The sequence below is a fragment of the Bradyrhizobium sp. 31Argb genome (assembly GCF_043638955.1).
Taxonomy (GTDB): Bacteria; Pseudomonadota; Alphaproteobacteria; order Rhizobiales; family Xanthobacteraceae; genus Bradyrhizobium.
Map to the genome: position 1 here is coordinate 1 of NZ_JBEGDB010000222.1, position 13,624 is coordinate 13,624.

Sequence of the window (13,624 nt, forward strand, 5' to 3'; positions counted from 1 at the left end):
CAAGGCTTCCTCCTAAAAGAAAGCCTTGAATCACGTTCAATCTGATTTGAGAATCCCAAGAGTCCACACGGCCTAGTATCCTCTCACCAACTCCACCGTCATGCTCCGCGAAGGCGGGGCATCCAGTAACCTGCGGCCTCTCGGCTCAAGCACTGCGGTCTTTGGAATACTGGATAGTCCGGTCAAGCCGGACGATGACAGCGGAGAGCTGTTTGACATTTGAATCATGAAGTCTGCGACGACGCCGTAGGGTGGGGGCAAACCGAAGCGTGCCCATCATCGCGAGTACAGCACTGGGTGGTGGGCACGGCGCAAGTGCGCCTTTGGCCACCCTACAGAGGATGCGGCGACAACTCGCGCTACACTACAGCCCCGTAAACCCCGCCTTCACATGATCGGTGGAACCGTCGAGCTGGCGCAAATACGTCAATCCGCAGACCGTCAACCGGTGCGGGTCGGTCTCGCCCGCTTCGAACAAGGTGCGGACATATTCCGTCACCTTCGCCCGCGCTTTGTCGCTCGCCGCGGCGGTGCGGTTCGCAAGGAGGTCATAGGTGTGCATGATGCGATCGATCGCGGCTTCCATCACTTTCTCCGATTGGGAATGATCAGATCACGAGCTGTGCTGCTTCGAACTCGGCGATCGCCTTGTTGGCGAGCTTGATCCTGTTGGTTTCGCCGCGCCGGAACATCTGCACGATGATCGTGAGCAATTGCTCGTTGGTGGCATAACTGTCCGGAATGGTGCCGGTCCTGCGCAGATAGTTGGAGGCAATGGCGTAGGCCTCGCCGACCACTTCGACATTCATCGCCCACATTCCGCGCTCGACCAGCATCTCGCTCTCCATAGCCCGAGATAAAGCGCGAGGGCGCAACTGGTTCCCTGTTCCGCGAGACTCTTTTTGCGGTGCCAAAAACAAAGCGCACCGACCGGGCACAGTCGATGCGCTTTGCTGGAGGATGACGGCTCGCCGGTCTTCTATCGGGCCGGCTTGGCCGCTCTGGCGAAGTCTTGGATCTGGCGAAGTCTTGGAGGTGTTGAAGTCTTGGAGGTGTTGAAGTCTTGGAGGTGCGAAGTCTTGAAGGTGTCAGAGGCGATAGAGGATCTGGTCGGTCCAGAACCGCTCGAGCCGGTGCAGCGACTTGTTCAGCGTCGAGAACTCCTCGTTCGAGATGCCGCCGACCTGCTCCACGGTCTTGACGTGCTTCTGGTAGAGCGCATCGACGATGCGGCGGATCTCCTGGCCCTGCGGCGTGAGGCGAATGCGCACCGAGCGGCGATCGACACGCGAGCGCTGATGATCGAGGAAGCCGAGCTCGACGAGCTTCTTCAGATTGTAGGAGACGTTGGAGCCGAGATAGTAGCCGCGCGTGCGCAGCTCACCCGCGGTCAATTCCTTGTCGCCGATATTGTAGAGCAACAGCGCCTGCACCGAATTGATGTCGGCGCGCCCGCGGCGGTCGAACTCGTCCTTGATGACGTCGAGCAGCCGGCGATGCAGCCGCTCCACCAGCGTAAGGGCTTCGAGATAGAGCGACTGAACCGTCGGCTGGCCGGCGGCGCGATCAGCGGTTTCCACCGCCGTTGAGGCAACGGCTTTGATCATGACACTTCCCCTGTTGTCGTTTTATCGACTTATTCGACGAAACTTGTGTCCCGCCTGATAGGTTCAACTTAAGGGGGCCGTTTGAACATCAGCTTAAATAAGACAATAAAGAGATCATGAATTTAAGACAGTGAATCGCGGATTAAGCCCGTCAATCAAGGACTTTTCGCAACCCTTCATTGACGGTGGAGCGCTCCTGTTCACGCTTCGTCTGCGTGCCCTGTCACAATCGGAAACAGCTTCGCTCAAATTCGAAACGACCGCGTAATAGATATGAGGGAACCCTTTACGGTGAGCGAAGGGTTACCGTGAAATTTTCTGAAAATTTTCGCGGCGCCGATCGTGTTTCCTGCACACGCACGTTAATGCGCGCTATGGCGGCCGTTCGCGTGCGGCCATCCAGGCGAGCGCGAGATAGCCGGCGAGCATCAGCGCTTCGAACACCACCACCGTCAGGCTGCCGCCGTAGATGTTCGGAAACATCAATTCGATCACTGCCATCGAGACGACGGTGGTCAGCCACACCACCGCGCCCCAGGGCGTGGCGAGCCACAGCCCGACGGCGGCGACGAGCTCGATGACGGCGAAGTAGATGGTCGCGGTCTGCCAGGCCATCGACTGGTTCTCGAAGGCCTCCTCCTCGGAGCCGACGAATCCCGTCACCTGCGCCCAGTGGTAGAGGCCCTTGGCGATCGAGACCACGGCCATGATGCGGAGGAAGAAGACGAGCCGGCGGGTCCATACATTCTCGTCCCGCTGGATCCGGTCCGACGACATCGCCGCAACCGATATCGCATTGTCCCGCGATTGGTCGCGCGCGGAGGTGTCAGACATCGCGGGAGCTGTCCGTGGAAGCGAAATGGGTCATCGGCGCAGTCTTGGCCCGCCCGGCCGGCAAAATCAATTGCAGTTGCGGCAGATCAACGGCGCCGTGACGTTACTGGACGAGGATGCTAGAATTAGATCAAATCGAAATCCGCCTGCCGACTTCAGGAGAACAAGCCCATGGCGATCAAATTCGGGCGCCCGATCGAACTGCGCGATGCGCCAAAGCGGCAGACCGCCCTCGCCTCCCCGCCGCTGGATTTGACCATACGGCCCCGCCGCAACCGCAAGGCGGAATGGGCCAGGCGGCTGGTGCGCGAAAACGTGCTGACCACGGACGACCTGATCTGGCCCCTGTTCGTCGTTAACGGCCACAATGTCCGCACCCCGGTCGCCTCGATGCCGGGCGTGGATAGACTAAGTGTCGACCAGGCGGTTCGCGACGCCGAGCGCGCGGCCAAGCTCAATATCCCCTGCATCGCGCTGTTTCCCTACACCGAGCCGTCGCTCCGCGACGAGCAGGGCTCGGAGGCACTCAATCCGGACAATCTCGTCTGCCAGTCGGTGCGTGCGATCAAGAAGGAATTCCCCGACATCGGCGTGCTCTGCGACGTCGCGCTCGATCCCTTCACCAGCCATGGCCATGACGGGCTGATTGAAGACGGCAGGATCCTCAATGACGAGACGGTCGCGGTGCTGGTGAAGCAGGCGCTGGTGCAGGCCGAGGCCGGCTGCGATATCATCGCGCCGTCTGATATGATGGACGGGCGCGTCGGCGCGATCCGCGAGGCGCTCGACGCCGAGGGTTTTGGCGACGTCCAGATCATGGCCTATGCGGCGAAATACGCCTCCGCCTTCTACGGACCGTTCCGCGACGCCATCGGCTCGGCCAAGACGCTGACCGGCGACAAGCGCACCTACCAGATGGACAGCGCCAATTCGGACGAAGCCCTGCGCGAGGTCGAGCTCGCTATCGCCGAAGGCGCCGATATGGTGATGGTGAAGCCCGGCATGCCCTATCTCGACATCGTGCGCCGGGTGAAGGACACGTTTGCGATGCCGACCTTCGTCTACCAGGTATCAGGTGAATACGCGATGATCGCGGGCGCCGCGCGCAATGGCTGGATCGACGGCGAGCGCGCGATGATGGAGAGCCTGGTCGGCTTCAAGCGCGCCGGCGCCGACGGCATCCTGACGTATTTTGCACCGCAAGCTGCGGAGAAGCTGAGAGAGCGCGAATAGTGAATGGCGAGTAGCGAATGGAGGATTTCCCTATTCGCCACTCCCTACTCGCCATAGCCTCCGAATCGCCGATAATTTGCGCTTGCTGGGGTCGCGGGGCCTTGGCACCCGGGCAGCCCGTTCCCATGTCCTGCCCGGGATAGTCCCAGTCGGAGGGAGATTATGTCTTACGGCGGTTCGGGTAACTACGGTGCCTGGCGTAACGACGGCGGCGTGCCGCCGCATGCGTTCGATCCGCGATTGGAGCCGGAACTGTTCCGCGGCGTGCTGACCCGGCGGGTATTTGCCTTCCTCATCGACTTGGTTGTGCTTTCGGTCCCCGTCATCCTTGGGTATCTTTTCATTGCCGTCTTCGGCCTGATCACCCTTGGCCTCGGTTGGGCGCTGTTCTGGCTGGCGTGGCCGGCCACGATCGTCTGGGCGGTCGTCTATTACGGCGCGTCGATCGGCGGTGCCTCTTCCGCAACCGTCGGCATGCGGGTGATGGATCTGGAGTTGCGCACCTGGTACGGGGCACCAGGCTACTTCGTGCTCGGCGCCACGCATGCCGTGCTGTTCTGGCTTTCGATCTCCTTCCTCTCGCCACTTGTGCTGCTATTCGGCCTCTTCAACAGCCGGCGGCGTTCGCTGCACGACATCGTGCTCGGAACCGTTATCATCAACAGCTCGGCCCGCGCTCACGCGGCATCCGCAGCGCACACTTATTGAGCCAGCCAATTGAGCCCAGCAAGGTGATTGACCGCTAGCCTCCGGGGCGCGATGCTGGGGGGCTGTTTCGGAGGCCTGACGACCCGTCGTGACCCAGCATTCGCGTGATACTCCGCAGTTTTACCTGACGGCGCCGTCGCCCTGCCCCTATTTGCCAGGTCGCCATGAGCGCAAGGTGTTCACGCATCTGGTCGGCGACAAAGCGGCCGATCTCAACGATCTGCTCACCCATGGCGGGTTCCGTCGCAGCCAGTCCATCGCCTACCGGCCGGCCTGCGACCAGTGCCGCGCCTGCGTTTCGGTGCGCGTGATCGCCAACGAGTTCCGGCCCTCGCGCAGCTTCCGCAAGGTCATGGCCCGCAATGCCGACTTGGTCGGCGAGCAGCGCTCCGCAGTGCCGACCTCCGAACAATATTCCGTGTTCCGCGCCTATCTCGACCGGCGCCACCGCCACGGCGGGATGGCTGACATGACCGTGCTCGATTACGCGATGATGGTTGAGGACAGCCATGTCGAGACCCGGATCATCGAGTATCGCAAGCGCGGCATGGACAGCGGCATCACCGGTCGCGGCGAGGAACTGATCGCGGTGGCGCTGACGGATGTGCTGAGCGACGGCCTGTCGATGGTCTATTCTTTCTTCGAGCCCTCGTTCGAGAACCGCTCGCTCGGCACCTTCATGATCCTGGATCACATCGCCCGCGCGCGCCGGCTCGGACTGCCCTACGTCTATCTCGGTTATTGGATCGAGGGCTCCAAGAAGATGGACTACAAGGCGCGCTTCCTGCCGCAGCAGCGCCTCGCGCCGAGCGGCTGGCTCCGGGTCGACGCGGCCGGCGACATGGCGTCAGAGCCGCAGGATTGACCGGCGCTCAGCCGAAGAAGGTATCGAACAGCAGCTTCACGTTCAGGATGACGATAACGCTCGCCACCAGCCAGGCGACCGCGGCAACCGGCATCGATATCGCGAACTTACCCATCTTGCGCCGGTCGGACACGAACCGCACCAGCGGAATGACCGCAAACGGAAGCTGCATCGAGAGGATAACCTGGCTGAACACCAGGAGCTCGGCGGTGCCGCGCTCGCCATAAAGCGCGGTGACGGCCACGACCGGCACGATCGCGATACCCCGCGTCAGCAGCCGCCGCGCCCAGCTCGGCAGCCGCAGGCTGAGGAAGCCTTCCATCACGATCTGGCCAGCGAGCGTCGCCGTCACCGTCGAGTTGAGGCCGGAGGCGAGCAGCGCCACCGCGAACAGCGTCGAGGCGATGCTGAGGCCAAGCAGCGGGGACAGCAGCTCGAAGGCCTGGCCGATCTCGGCGACATCGGAATGGCCGCTCCGGTGGAAGGTCGCGGCCGCGACCACCAGGATCGCGGCATTGATGAACAGCGCCAGCATCAGCGCGATCGTGGAGTCGGTCGTCGCCCATTTGATCGCGTCCCGCCGCCCCTCTTCGCTGCGCTCATAGGCGCGGGTCTGCACGATCGACGAATGCAGATACAGATTATGCGGCATCACGGTCGCGCCGATGATGCCGATCGCGATGTAGAGCATCTCGGGATTGGTGAAGATCTCGCTCGACGGCGCAAAGCCGCGCAGCATCGCGGCCACCGGCGGCGCCGCGGCGCAGACCTGGATCGCGAAGCAGGTCGCGATCACGATCAGAAGCGCGATCACGAAGGCTTCCAGGAAGCGGAAGCCGCGGTTCATCAGGAGCAGCAGCAGAAAGGCGTCGAGCGCGGCGATCAGCGCGCCGCCGATCAGGGGCATGCCGAACAGGAGCTTCAGCGCGATCGCGGTACCGATCACCTCCGCTAGGTCGCAGGCGATGATCGCGGCTTCGCAGGCGATCCACAGCAGGAAGTTCACCGGGCGCGAATAGGTCGCCCGGCAGGCCTGCGCCAGGTCGCGGTCAGTGACGATGCCGAGCCGGGCCGCGAGCGCCTGCAGCAGGATCGCCATCAGGTTGGACAGCAGGATGACCGAAAGCAGCGTGTAGCCGAACTTCGAGCCACCCGCGAGGTCGGTCGCCCAATTGCCGGGATCCATATAGCCGACCGACACGAGATAGCCCGGTCCGGCAAAGGCAAGCAGCCGGCGCCACCACCGGCCCGCCGTCGGAATCTCGACCGTCGAGTTCACCTCGGGGAGGCTTCGGGTATCCGGCGCATCGGCGCGCCATCCGGTTGAGGTCGGCAGCACCTGCGTTACGGTGTCGGGGATCAGTCGGGGCGATCGGGCATCCATGATGCCACAATGCCGGAAAACATTTTTTGTTGCAACTCATTTGCAACTGCATCTGGGAAGTCGATGAGGTCACATCCGCCAGTCGCCGCAGCCTCGGGCGAGTGCTTGCTGCGTTGCGGTAAAGTCACACTACCGCGCGAACCTGCTCATGTAATGCGGCCGTCACACTGCGACATAAAGTCCCGCGCTAGGGCTCGCCGGGTGGGTATGGGGCGTGCAGTTCACAGTGGAGGCCAGCAATGGCGACAATGAGAACCTTGATCCTCGGCACCGCCGCGGGGCTGATGGCAGCCAGCGGTGCGCATGCGGCCGATCTTCCGATCAAGGCGAAGCCCATCGAATATGTGAAGATCTGCTCGGCTTACGGCCCAGGCTTCTTCTTCATCCCCGGTACCGACACCTGCATGAAGATCAGTGGCTATCTCCGGGTCGACACCACATTCAATGGCGGTGTGCAGGGCTCGCCGGCCTGGAACGGCGACGCAGGACAACATAACCGCTACTTCGACTACTTCGCCGCCCGCTCCCGTATGCTGTTGTCAATCGACACCCGCACCGCCACCGACTATGGCGTAGTCCGTACCTTCGGGCAGGGCCGGTTTCAGTTCTCTACGCTCGGCAACAACACCTTCAACCCGAATTCGATCAACGGCTCGCTGCCGGTCGCAAACTCGCAGCTGCTCGACACTCCCGGCGGCGGCGTTACTACCATCCAGTTCCTCTTTATCCAGTTCGCAGGCTTCACCTTCGGTCAGTCGGCGTCTGCCTACTCCTCGCCTTGGCAGGGTTTCCCCGGCAACATCACGGACTTCCTGCTCGGCGGCCAGAACAATGATACCGGCGTCAACAACATCCAATACACTGCGGATTTCGGCAACGGAGTGACCGGCACCATCGGCCTCGACGATCCAACGGTATGGGACCGCACCGCGGTTTACAACCTGTCGCTGCCGCTGAACGCCACGCTGAACACGGGCAACGCTTACGCCGGCGTCCATGCGCCCGAGGTGGTCGGCAACATCCGCGTCGACCAGGCTTGGGGTCTGTTCCAGATTTCCGCCGCGGCGCATGAGGTCAACGCCTCCTACAATGTCCTGAACGCCCTTGGAGCGCCAGCGGGCGCCGTCGGCCTGCCAGGCGCGGCGCCGACCGGAGCATCCGAGCTTTCCGGACATCCCGACACCTCATGGGGCGGCGCGGTGATGGCGGCGTTGCAGATCAAGAACATCCCGACCGGTCCCGGCGACGACATCAAGATGGACGTGAGCTATTCCAAGGGAGCGACGAAGTACGTTATCTCGTCGGCTTCAACCTCGCCGAGCTTTGCCATGTTCGGCAGCTCCAGCACTTTTGGCGCTTATCAGAGCATCGGATTCGGTGCGACGACCGACGCCGTCTATCTGCCGGTCGCAGCCGGCGGCGACGGCTCGCTGCATCTGACGGAGGCCTTTGGCGTTCGCGGTGCATTCAACCACAACTGGGACCCATATTGGTCGTCGAGCCTCTTCGGCTCGTATGTGGGCGTCCGCTATGACGGCGCGGCCAAGGCCTTCATTTGCGCGAACTACACCACGCCCGGCAAAGCCGTCAGTGCGGACTACGTCTGCAACCCCGACTTCAACTTGTCGCAGCTTGGTCTCATCACCCGCTGGACCCCGGTCAAGAACCTGACCTTCTCCGCCGAATTCATGTGGTTCCACCTCGACCAGAAATTCCAGGGCTCCGCGGTCCTTGGAGCTTCGGCCCCCAAGCCTACCGCGCGCTGCGAGTTCAGCGATCAGGACACGTTCCAACTGCAGCTTCGCGCCCAGCGCAACTTCTGACGGGCTTGCATCGAAGCTTAGCCTGCTGATCGTGGCGGCCAATGGTGAACTGACACCGGCCGTCGCGTCGCCTGCCGTGAACAACGCTTTCCGACCACCGCCTTCATCTCACGCATCGGCACGTTAGCCCGAGTGGCGCTTCGCATCTTTGGCGGAGGGTGAGACCGCTGATCGGACCTCCATAACGCCAGAATGCCGGAATCGGCCTTGTTGTTGCGATTCATTTGCAACTACGCCGAGGCCGAAATGCGACCCTCGCATCTTGTAAAGCACTCAGGAAGTGCTTTAATGTTTGATATGATCAAATTGCTCCCGGAAACACCGACGGCGACCCTGCGCTATGCGCTCGCACCCGATGAAGCGGGCATCGCTGCGATCGAGGCGACGTTCGCCGCCTATGACCGGATGATGGCGATTCTCGCCGAGGTTGCCCCTGTCGGCGCCAATCTGGTCGCTCTTCATGCCCAGGCCTACGAAAGCATCCGGAAGGAGACCGATCTACCGGCGCGCCTCGTCACGCTCGGCTTGCGCGACCGCGCCAACTACGTGCCGGGCGCGACCGTGCGTCGCATTCCGCTCGACGAGAAGTTGTTCTCGATCAAGGGACCAACTTCACTCACCGTTAGCACTGTCAAAGGACGCGTCTTGGTCCAATTCGAAGTGCCGGGATATCTTGCCGGCTGGGAAAGCCCCTTCCCGGCTCACTTGGTCTCGGACGGCAGGACTTACGAAATCCACATCGCCGTCAAATCGAAATCAACACCACCGGAGGAGAAGACGATGGTTCACGAAGGTATCCTCGCACGCATGGGACGGTTGCTGGCGGCCATCGCCAGCCAGACGCTCGACAACGCGGAAAACAGCAACAAGGTCGCCCTCGTGAAACAGGCGATCCGCGAGATCGACGCCGGCGCTGACGAGGCGCGCCATGCGCTCGGCAAATCGCGCGCCGAAGAATTCCGCCTCAAGCAGCGGCGCGAAGAACTCGACGCCGAAGTCGCAAGCCTGAACGAAAAAGTGCGTCTGGCGCTCACCGAGGGTCGCGAAGATCTCGCGCGCGCCGGCGTTGCACGACAAATTGATCTTGAGTCCCAGGGCATTGCACTCGAACGCGCGATGGATTTCGTCGAGCTCGAAATCGACGAACAGACCAAGGCGTTACAGGCGATGCTTGCGGCACGGCGCGAAGCGGAATCCCGGCTTGCCGATCTCGAGAAAAGTCTCGCGCAGCAAGCGGTGCATGAAACCGGACGGGCTTCAGCAGCGACCAAAACTGTGAGTCCCGATCGGGCCATGGCGGCGATCGCGCGGGTGACGGGTGTTCCTGCCTCCAGCGTCTTCGCCGACAAAGAGCTCGACGAGCTCGATAGACTGCACCGCGAGAAGGAAATCGCGGCGCGGCTTGAAAGGATCAAGTCGCAACAATGAGTGCAATCGGCGACATTCTGCTCGCCCCCGACGTACGGCCCTTCGCGGTCGCGGCAGCAATCATGGTGGCCTTGGGCGGTATTGAACTGCTCACTACCATGATCGGATTTTCAATCAGCGAATTCTTCGGCAAGGATTTTTCTGTCGACGCCGAGAACAACGGCCTCAACGGTCTGTTTCTCTGGATCAATGCCGGCCGACTGCCTCTCCTGATCCTCATCATCCTGGCGCTCGGCATCTTCGCCATCGGAGGATTTTTGATCCAGGGCCTCGCTCACAGCGTGGGCACCGCCCTGCCGGTTTCGATCGTTGCACTGGCAGCCGCGGCCGCCAGCGTTCCTCTGATCAGAACCACAAGTCGCGGTCTCGCCCGCATCATCCCGCGGGACGAGACCTATGCGGTGAGCGATAGCGACTTTGTCGGCAAGGTCGCCACCGTGACCGTCGGTCCTTTGGATCAAGGACTTCCCGGTCGCGTCCGTCTCAAGGATGTCTTCGGCAATTGGCATACCGTGTCGGCGCGTGCCGCGAGCGATTCCGAGGCGTTGCCGGTCGGCGCCGCTGTCTTGCTGGTCGACCGCGACGCCAAGAGTTTTATCGCAATCGCCGCACCCGCCGACTTGATTGAACAACAAGCATCATCCAGCAAAGCATAATACAGGGCATAATCATGTGGGAACTTGCTGTACCCGTCGTCATTGGCGTCCTCGCCATCCTCGTCATCGGGTTGATGTTCGCCAAACTCTACAAACGGTCGACGCGGGATGAAGCGTATGTGCGGACCGGGCTCGGCGGCCAGAAGGTCGTGCTCGACGGCGGCTCGGTCGTTCTCCCGATCTTCCACTCGACGGCGGCGGTCAACCTGAAGACGCTCCGGCTCGAAGTCGTGCGCGGCGGCCCGGATTCCCTGATCACCAAGGACCGCATGCGCGTCGATATCGGTGCGGAGTTCTATCTGCGCGTCAAACCCGACACTTCTTCGATCGCGCTCGCGGCGCAGACGCTGGGCAGCCGCACCAACAACGCCGTCGAACTGCGCGAATTGATCGAGGCCAAATTCGTCGACGGCCTCCGCTCGGTCGCTGCGACCATGAATCTCGAAGAGCTGCAGGAGCAGCGAGCGAAATTCGTCAAGTCGGTGCAGGATGCGGTCGGCGCCGATATCGAGAACAACGGCCTCGAGCTTGAATCGGTGTCGCTGACAAGGCTCGACCAGAGCGACATCAAGCATTTCAATCCGAGCAACTTCTTCGATGCCCACGGTCTCACCACGCTGACCAACATCACCAAGCAGCGTGAGCAGGAACGCAACCAGATCATCCGCAATACAGAAGTGAATATCGCCCAGCAGGATCTGGTCGCGCGCCAGACCACGCTGACGATCGAGCTGACCAAGCGCGAGGCGGAGTTGGCCCAGCAGCGCGATATCGCCAACAAGACTGCCTCGATGCGCGCGGAGACCGCGCAGGCCGAGCAGACGGCCCTGCAGAAGGAAGCCGAATACCGCATCCAGCAGGAACTCGCGGTCGCCAACAAGCAGACCGAGGCCAACCAGGCCCGCGACACCCGGAAGATCGAAGCCGATCTCGCGGTCAAGCGGCGCACCACCGAAGCCGATCGTGAACTCGAGATCGTCGCGCAAGAAGCGGCGATCCTGGTCGCCGACAAGAGCAAGGACCAGTCGGAAGCGCAAACCATTGCCGAAACTGCGCGTGCGCTTGCGATCGCCGCGGAGGAAAAGGTCACGGTGATCGCGGCGCGCAAGGTGGCCGAGACCGAGGCGATGCCGATCACGGTCATGGCACAAGCCGAACGGCAGGCCGCCGACAACAAGGCGGAAGCCACCAACGTGCTCGCCCAGGCCGATGCCAATGCCGCCACCACCCGTGCCGCCGGCGTCAGGGCGCTCGGCCAGGCCGAAGCGGAAGTCGCGACCTTGAAGACCGAAGCGCGCAACAGACTGAGCGCGGCGATCATTGAGTACGACCTCAATCTCGCGCGCATCAACATCATCCCGAACGCGCTTGCGGAGGCCGTCAAGCCGGTCGAGAAGATCTCCGACATCCGGATCTTCGACACCGGCGGCATGCTCGGCCGCGGCGGCAGTGGCCATATGAATGGCAATGGCGCGATAGGATTGGGCGACGGCCTCGCCGCGCAGTTGCTGTCGGTCTCCGCCTTCAAACCGATGATCGACAAGATCCTTAGCGAGGCCGGTTTCCCGACGGGACCGGATGCGCTGACCAGCCTCACCAGCGCATTGGCACAGCGGAAGGCGGAAGTGGGCGCCGCCGAGGAAGTGCCAGCGGCAACCAACGGCGCGGCGATCGCGGCGCCAGCCGCGGCGTTGAGCAAGCCGGCGGCGGAAACGAGGGCATAGTCCCGAACCATCCATCGCATCCAATGGCCCGCCGTGTTCCCCCCACGGCGGGCCTCCTGCTTGTCGGGAAACGGGTGGGATCGGAGAAGCTCAAACCACACACTTTGGCGGACTCAAAACTTCGACAGAAGTCTGCCATGTCCGCCCTCAAGACCCCTCACCTGCCTTCGACCTTCGGCCGCCTAGCCTGGTCGAACCTCGCCGCACAGTCGGCTGAGCAGATCGCGCTGGCCGCTGCTCCCATCGTAGCGGTGCTCCTGCTCGGCGTCGGCGAGGGCCAGACCGGCCTGCTGCAGACCGCACTGACGCTGCCCTTCATCCTGTTTGCGATCCCCGCAGGCCTGCTCGCCGACCGCTTCTCGCGGCGCGTCCTGATGGCGGGTTCCGAGGCGTTGCGTGCGGCGGCACTTGCCGCAACACTGCTCCTGATCTTGCTCGGCCTGTTGACGCTGCCGCTGCTTTCGGTGCTCGGCTTCATCGCTGTGTGCGGGACGGTTGCCTACAGCGTGGCCGCGCCTGCGCTGGTGCCGTCGCTGGTGACGCCGGATCAGTTGCCGACGGCGAATGCGCGGATCGAACTGGCCCGCACTGTCGCTTTCGCCAGCGGGCCTGCGCTCGGCGGCGTGCTGGTCGGATGGGTCGGTGCCGCGCCCGCCTTCGGATTTGCCGCCGCGCTTTCGGTGATCGCCGTGGTGCTGCTGGCCGGTATCCACGAGCCGGCCCGCGCGCCGGCGCCACGTCGACATCCGCTGCTGGAGATCAAGGAAGGCGCCGTGTTCGTGTTCCGTCATGAGCTGCTGCGGCCGGTCTTCATCACCCAGTTCATCTTCAACACCGCCTCCTTCCTGTTGCTCGCGGTGTTCGTGCCCTATGCCGTCAGGCATCTCGGCCTCTCCGCAATCGGCGTCGGCACCACGCTCGCGATGTACGGCGTCGGCATGGTGGTCGGCGCGCTTGCGGCGACGCGGGTGATGCGGCGCCTTGCGTTCGGCACGGTGATCGGGCTCGGCCCGGTGACGGGCTTCATCGCCTCCACCATCATGGCGCTGACGACGATCGTCCCTACGCCGCTGCTTGCGGGCCTGAGCTTCTTCCTGCTCGGCGTCGGCCCGATCCTGTGGGTGATCTCGACGACCACGCTCCGGCAATCGGTGACGCCGCCTTCGCTGCTCGGCCGTGTCTCCGCCATCAACATCATGAGCTACGGCGCGCGCCCGCTCGGCTCCGCACTGGGCGCGATCGTCGGCGGGCTTTTCGGCGCGGAGACCTGCCTCTACCTTGCCGCGCGCATTGCCTCATCAAGAATGTTACCGGAGAACTGACCGTCAGGATTGGGGCGGCGACACCGAATCGGATCGGTGT

General features: G+C 62.8%; 13 protein-coding genes. 8 read left to right on the forward strand and 5 right to left on the reverse strand.

The annotated features are described in order from the left end of the window. Positions 1-364: 364 nt before the first annotated feature. From AAFX91_RS30820 to AAFX91_RS30835, 4 genes are all read right to left on the reverse strand, one after another. Positions 365-586, reverse strand: a complete 222-nt coding sequence (locus tag AAFX91_RS30820) for a hypothetical protein (RefSeq protein WP_394569116.1) — start codon at positions 584-586, stop codon at positions 365-367. 22 nt (positions 587-608) lie between these two features. Then, on the reverse strand, positions 609-836 hold the full coding sequence (locus AAFX91_RS30825; RefSeq protein ID WP_282530179.1) for a hypothetical protein: 228 nt from the start codon (positions 834-836) through the stop codon (positions 609-611). Positions 837-1,088: 252 nt separating this feature from the next. Continuing rightward, a complete protein-coding gene (gene ldtR / locus AAFX91_RS30830) occupies positions 1,089-1,607 on the reverse strand; it encodes a transcriptional regulator LdtR (RefSeq protein WP_130584250.1) in 519 nt (172 codons plus the stop codon). A 372-nt stretch (positions 1,608-1,979) separates the two neighbouring features. Beyond that, a complete protein-coding gene (locus tag AAFX91_RS30835; protein WP_130584251.1) occupies positions 1,980-2,441 on the reverse strand; it encodes a DUF6163 family protein in 462 nt (153 codons plus the stop codon). 171 nt (positions 2,442-2,612) lie between these two features. Between AAFX91_RS30835 and hemB the strand changes: the two genes are divergently transcribed. The 3 genes from hemB to AAFX91_RS30850 all read left to right on the forward strand — a co-directional run bounded on the left by hemB (position 2,613) and on the right by AAFX91_RS30850 (position 5,247). Continuing rightward, a complete protein-coding gene (gene hemB, locus AAFX91_RS30840; RefSeq protein ID WP_394569117.1) occupies positions 2,613-3,674 on the forward strand; it encodes a porphobilinogen synthase in 1,062 nt (353 codons plus the stop codon). 162 nt (positions 3,675-3,836) lie between these two features. Beyond that, positions 3,837-4,382 (forward strand): RDD family protein, encoded by a 546-nt coding sequence (locus AAFX91_RS30845; RefSeq protein WP_394569118.1) that lies wholly within the window; start codon positions 3,837-3,839, stop codon positions 4,380-4,382. A gap of 88 nt (positions 4,383-4,470) precedes the next feature. Beyond that, positions 4,471-5,247 carry an arginyltransferase gene (locus AAFX91_RS30850; RefSeq protein ID WP_394569119.1) on the forward strand — a complete coding sequence of 259 codons (777 nt, stop codon included), beginning with the start codon at positions 4,471-4,473 and terminating at the stop codon, positions 5,245-5,247. Positions 5,248-5,254: 7 nt separating this feature from the next. Here AAFX91_RS30850 and AAFX91_RS30855 read toward each other — a convergent pair whose 3' ends face one another. Then, positions 5,255-6,631, reverse strand: coding sequence for an Nramp family divalent metal transporter (locus AAFX91_RS30855; RefSeq protein WP_394569120.1), 1,377 nt, complete (start codon positions 6,629-6,631; stop codon positions 5,255-5,257). Positions 6,632-6,870: 239 nt separating this feature from the next. Between AAFX91_RS30855 and AAFX91_RS30860 the strand changes: the two genes are divergently transcribed. The 5 genes from AAFX91_RS30860 (at position 6,871) to AAFX91_RS30880 (ending at position 13,584) form a co-directional block, all read left to right on the forward strand. Next, on the forward strand, positions 6,871-8,454 hold the full coding sequence (locus AAFX91_RS30860; RefSeq protein ID WP_394569121.1) for a porin: 1,584 nt from the start codon (positions 6,871-6,873) through the stop codon (positions 8,452-8,454). A 297-nt stretch (positions 8,455-8,751) separates the two neighbouring features. After that, positions 8,752-9,882: a PspA/IM30 family protein gene (locus AAFX91_RS30865; RefSeq protein WP_394569123.1), complete on the forward strand. Its 1,131-nt coding sequence runs from the start codon at positions 8,752-8,754 to the stop codon at positions 9,880-9,882. Next, the gene (locus AAFX91_RS30870) at positions 9,879-10,538 is read left to right on the forward strand and encodes an OB-fold-containig protein (protein ID WP_282530752.1); all 660 of its coding nucleotides are present in this window, start codon (positions 9,879-9,881) and stop codon (positions 10,536-10,538) included. The genes AAFX91_RS30865 and AAFX91_RS30870 overlap by 4 nt, the downstream gene beginning before the upstream one ends. An 11-nt stretch (positions 10,539-10,549) precedes the next feature. Further along, on the forward strand, positions 10,550-12,262 hold the full coding sequence (locus AAFX91_RS30875; protein WP_394569124.1) for a flotillin family protein: 1,713 nt from the start codon (positions 10,550-10,552) through the stop codon (positions 12,260-12,262). 137 nt (positions 12,263-12,399) lie between these two features. Further along, positions 12,400-13,584, forward strand: a complete 1,185-nt coding sequence (locus AAFX91_RS30880; protein ID WP_394569122.1) for an MFS transporter — start codon at positions 12,400-12,402, stop codon at positions 13,582-13,584. The last annotated feature ends 40 nt before the right edge of the window (positions 13,585-13,624 follow it).

Excerpts from the sequence above, each read along its gene's own strand:
- hemB (WP_394569117.1), top strand. The coding sequence starts at position 2,613 with ATGGCGATCAAATTCGGGCGCCCGATCGAACTGCGCGATGCGCCAAAG.
- AAFX91_RS30865 (WP_394569123.1), top strand. The coding sequence starts at position 8,752 with ATGATCAAATTGCTCCCGGAAACACCGACGGCGACCCTGCGCTATGCG.
- ldtR (WP_130584250.1), bottom strand. The coding sequence starts at position 1,607 with ATGATCAAAGCCGTTGCCTCAACGGCGGTGGAAACCGCTGATCGCGCC.
- AAFX91_RS30880 (WP_394569122.1), top strand. The coding sequence starts at position 12,400 with ATGTCCGCCCTCAAGACCCCTCACCTGCCTTCGACCTTCGGCCGCCTA.
- AAFX91_RS30845 (WP_394569118.1), top strand. The coding sequence starts at position 3,837 with ATGTCTTACGGCGGTTCGGGTAACTACGGTGCCTGGCGTAACGACGGC.
- AAFX91_RS30820 (WP_394569116.1), bottom strand. The coding sequence starts at position 586 with ATGGAAGCCGCGATCGATCGCATCATGCACACCTATGACCTCCTTGCG.
- AAFX91_RS30870 (WP_282530752.1), top strand. The coding sequence starts at position 9,879 with ATGAGTGCAATCGGCGACATTCTGCTCGCCCCCGACGTACGGCCCTTC.
- AAFX91_RS30835 (WP_130584251.1), bottom strand. The coding sequence starts at position 2,441 with ATGTCTGACACCTCCGCGCGCGACCAATCGCGGGACAATGCGATATCG.
- AAFX91_RS30825 (WP_282530179.1), bottom strand. The coding sequence starts at position 836 with ATGCTGGTCGAGCGCGGAATGTGGGCGATGAATGTCGAAGTGGTCGGC.
- AAFX91_RS30860 (WP_394569121.1), top strand. The coding sequence starts at position 6,871 with ATGGCGACAATGAGAACCTTGATCCTCGGCACCGCCGCGGGGCTGATG.
- AAFX91_RS30855 (WP_394569120.1), bottom strand. The coding sequence starts at position 6,631 with ATGGATGCCCGATCGCCCCGACTGATCCCCGACACCGTAACGCAGGTG.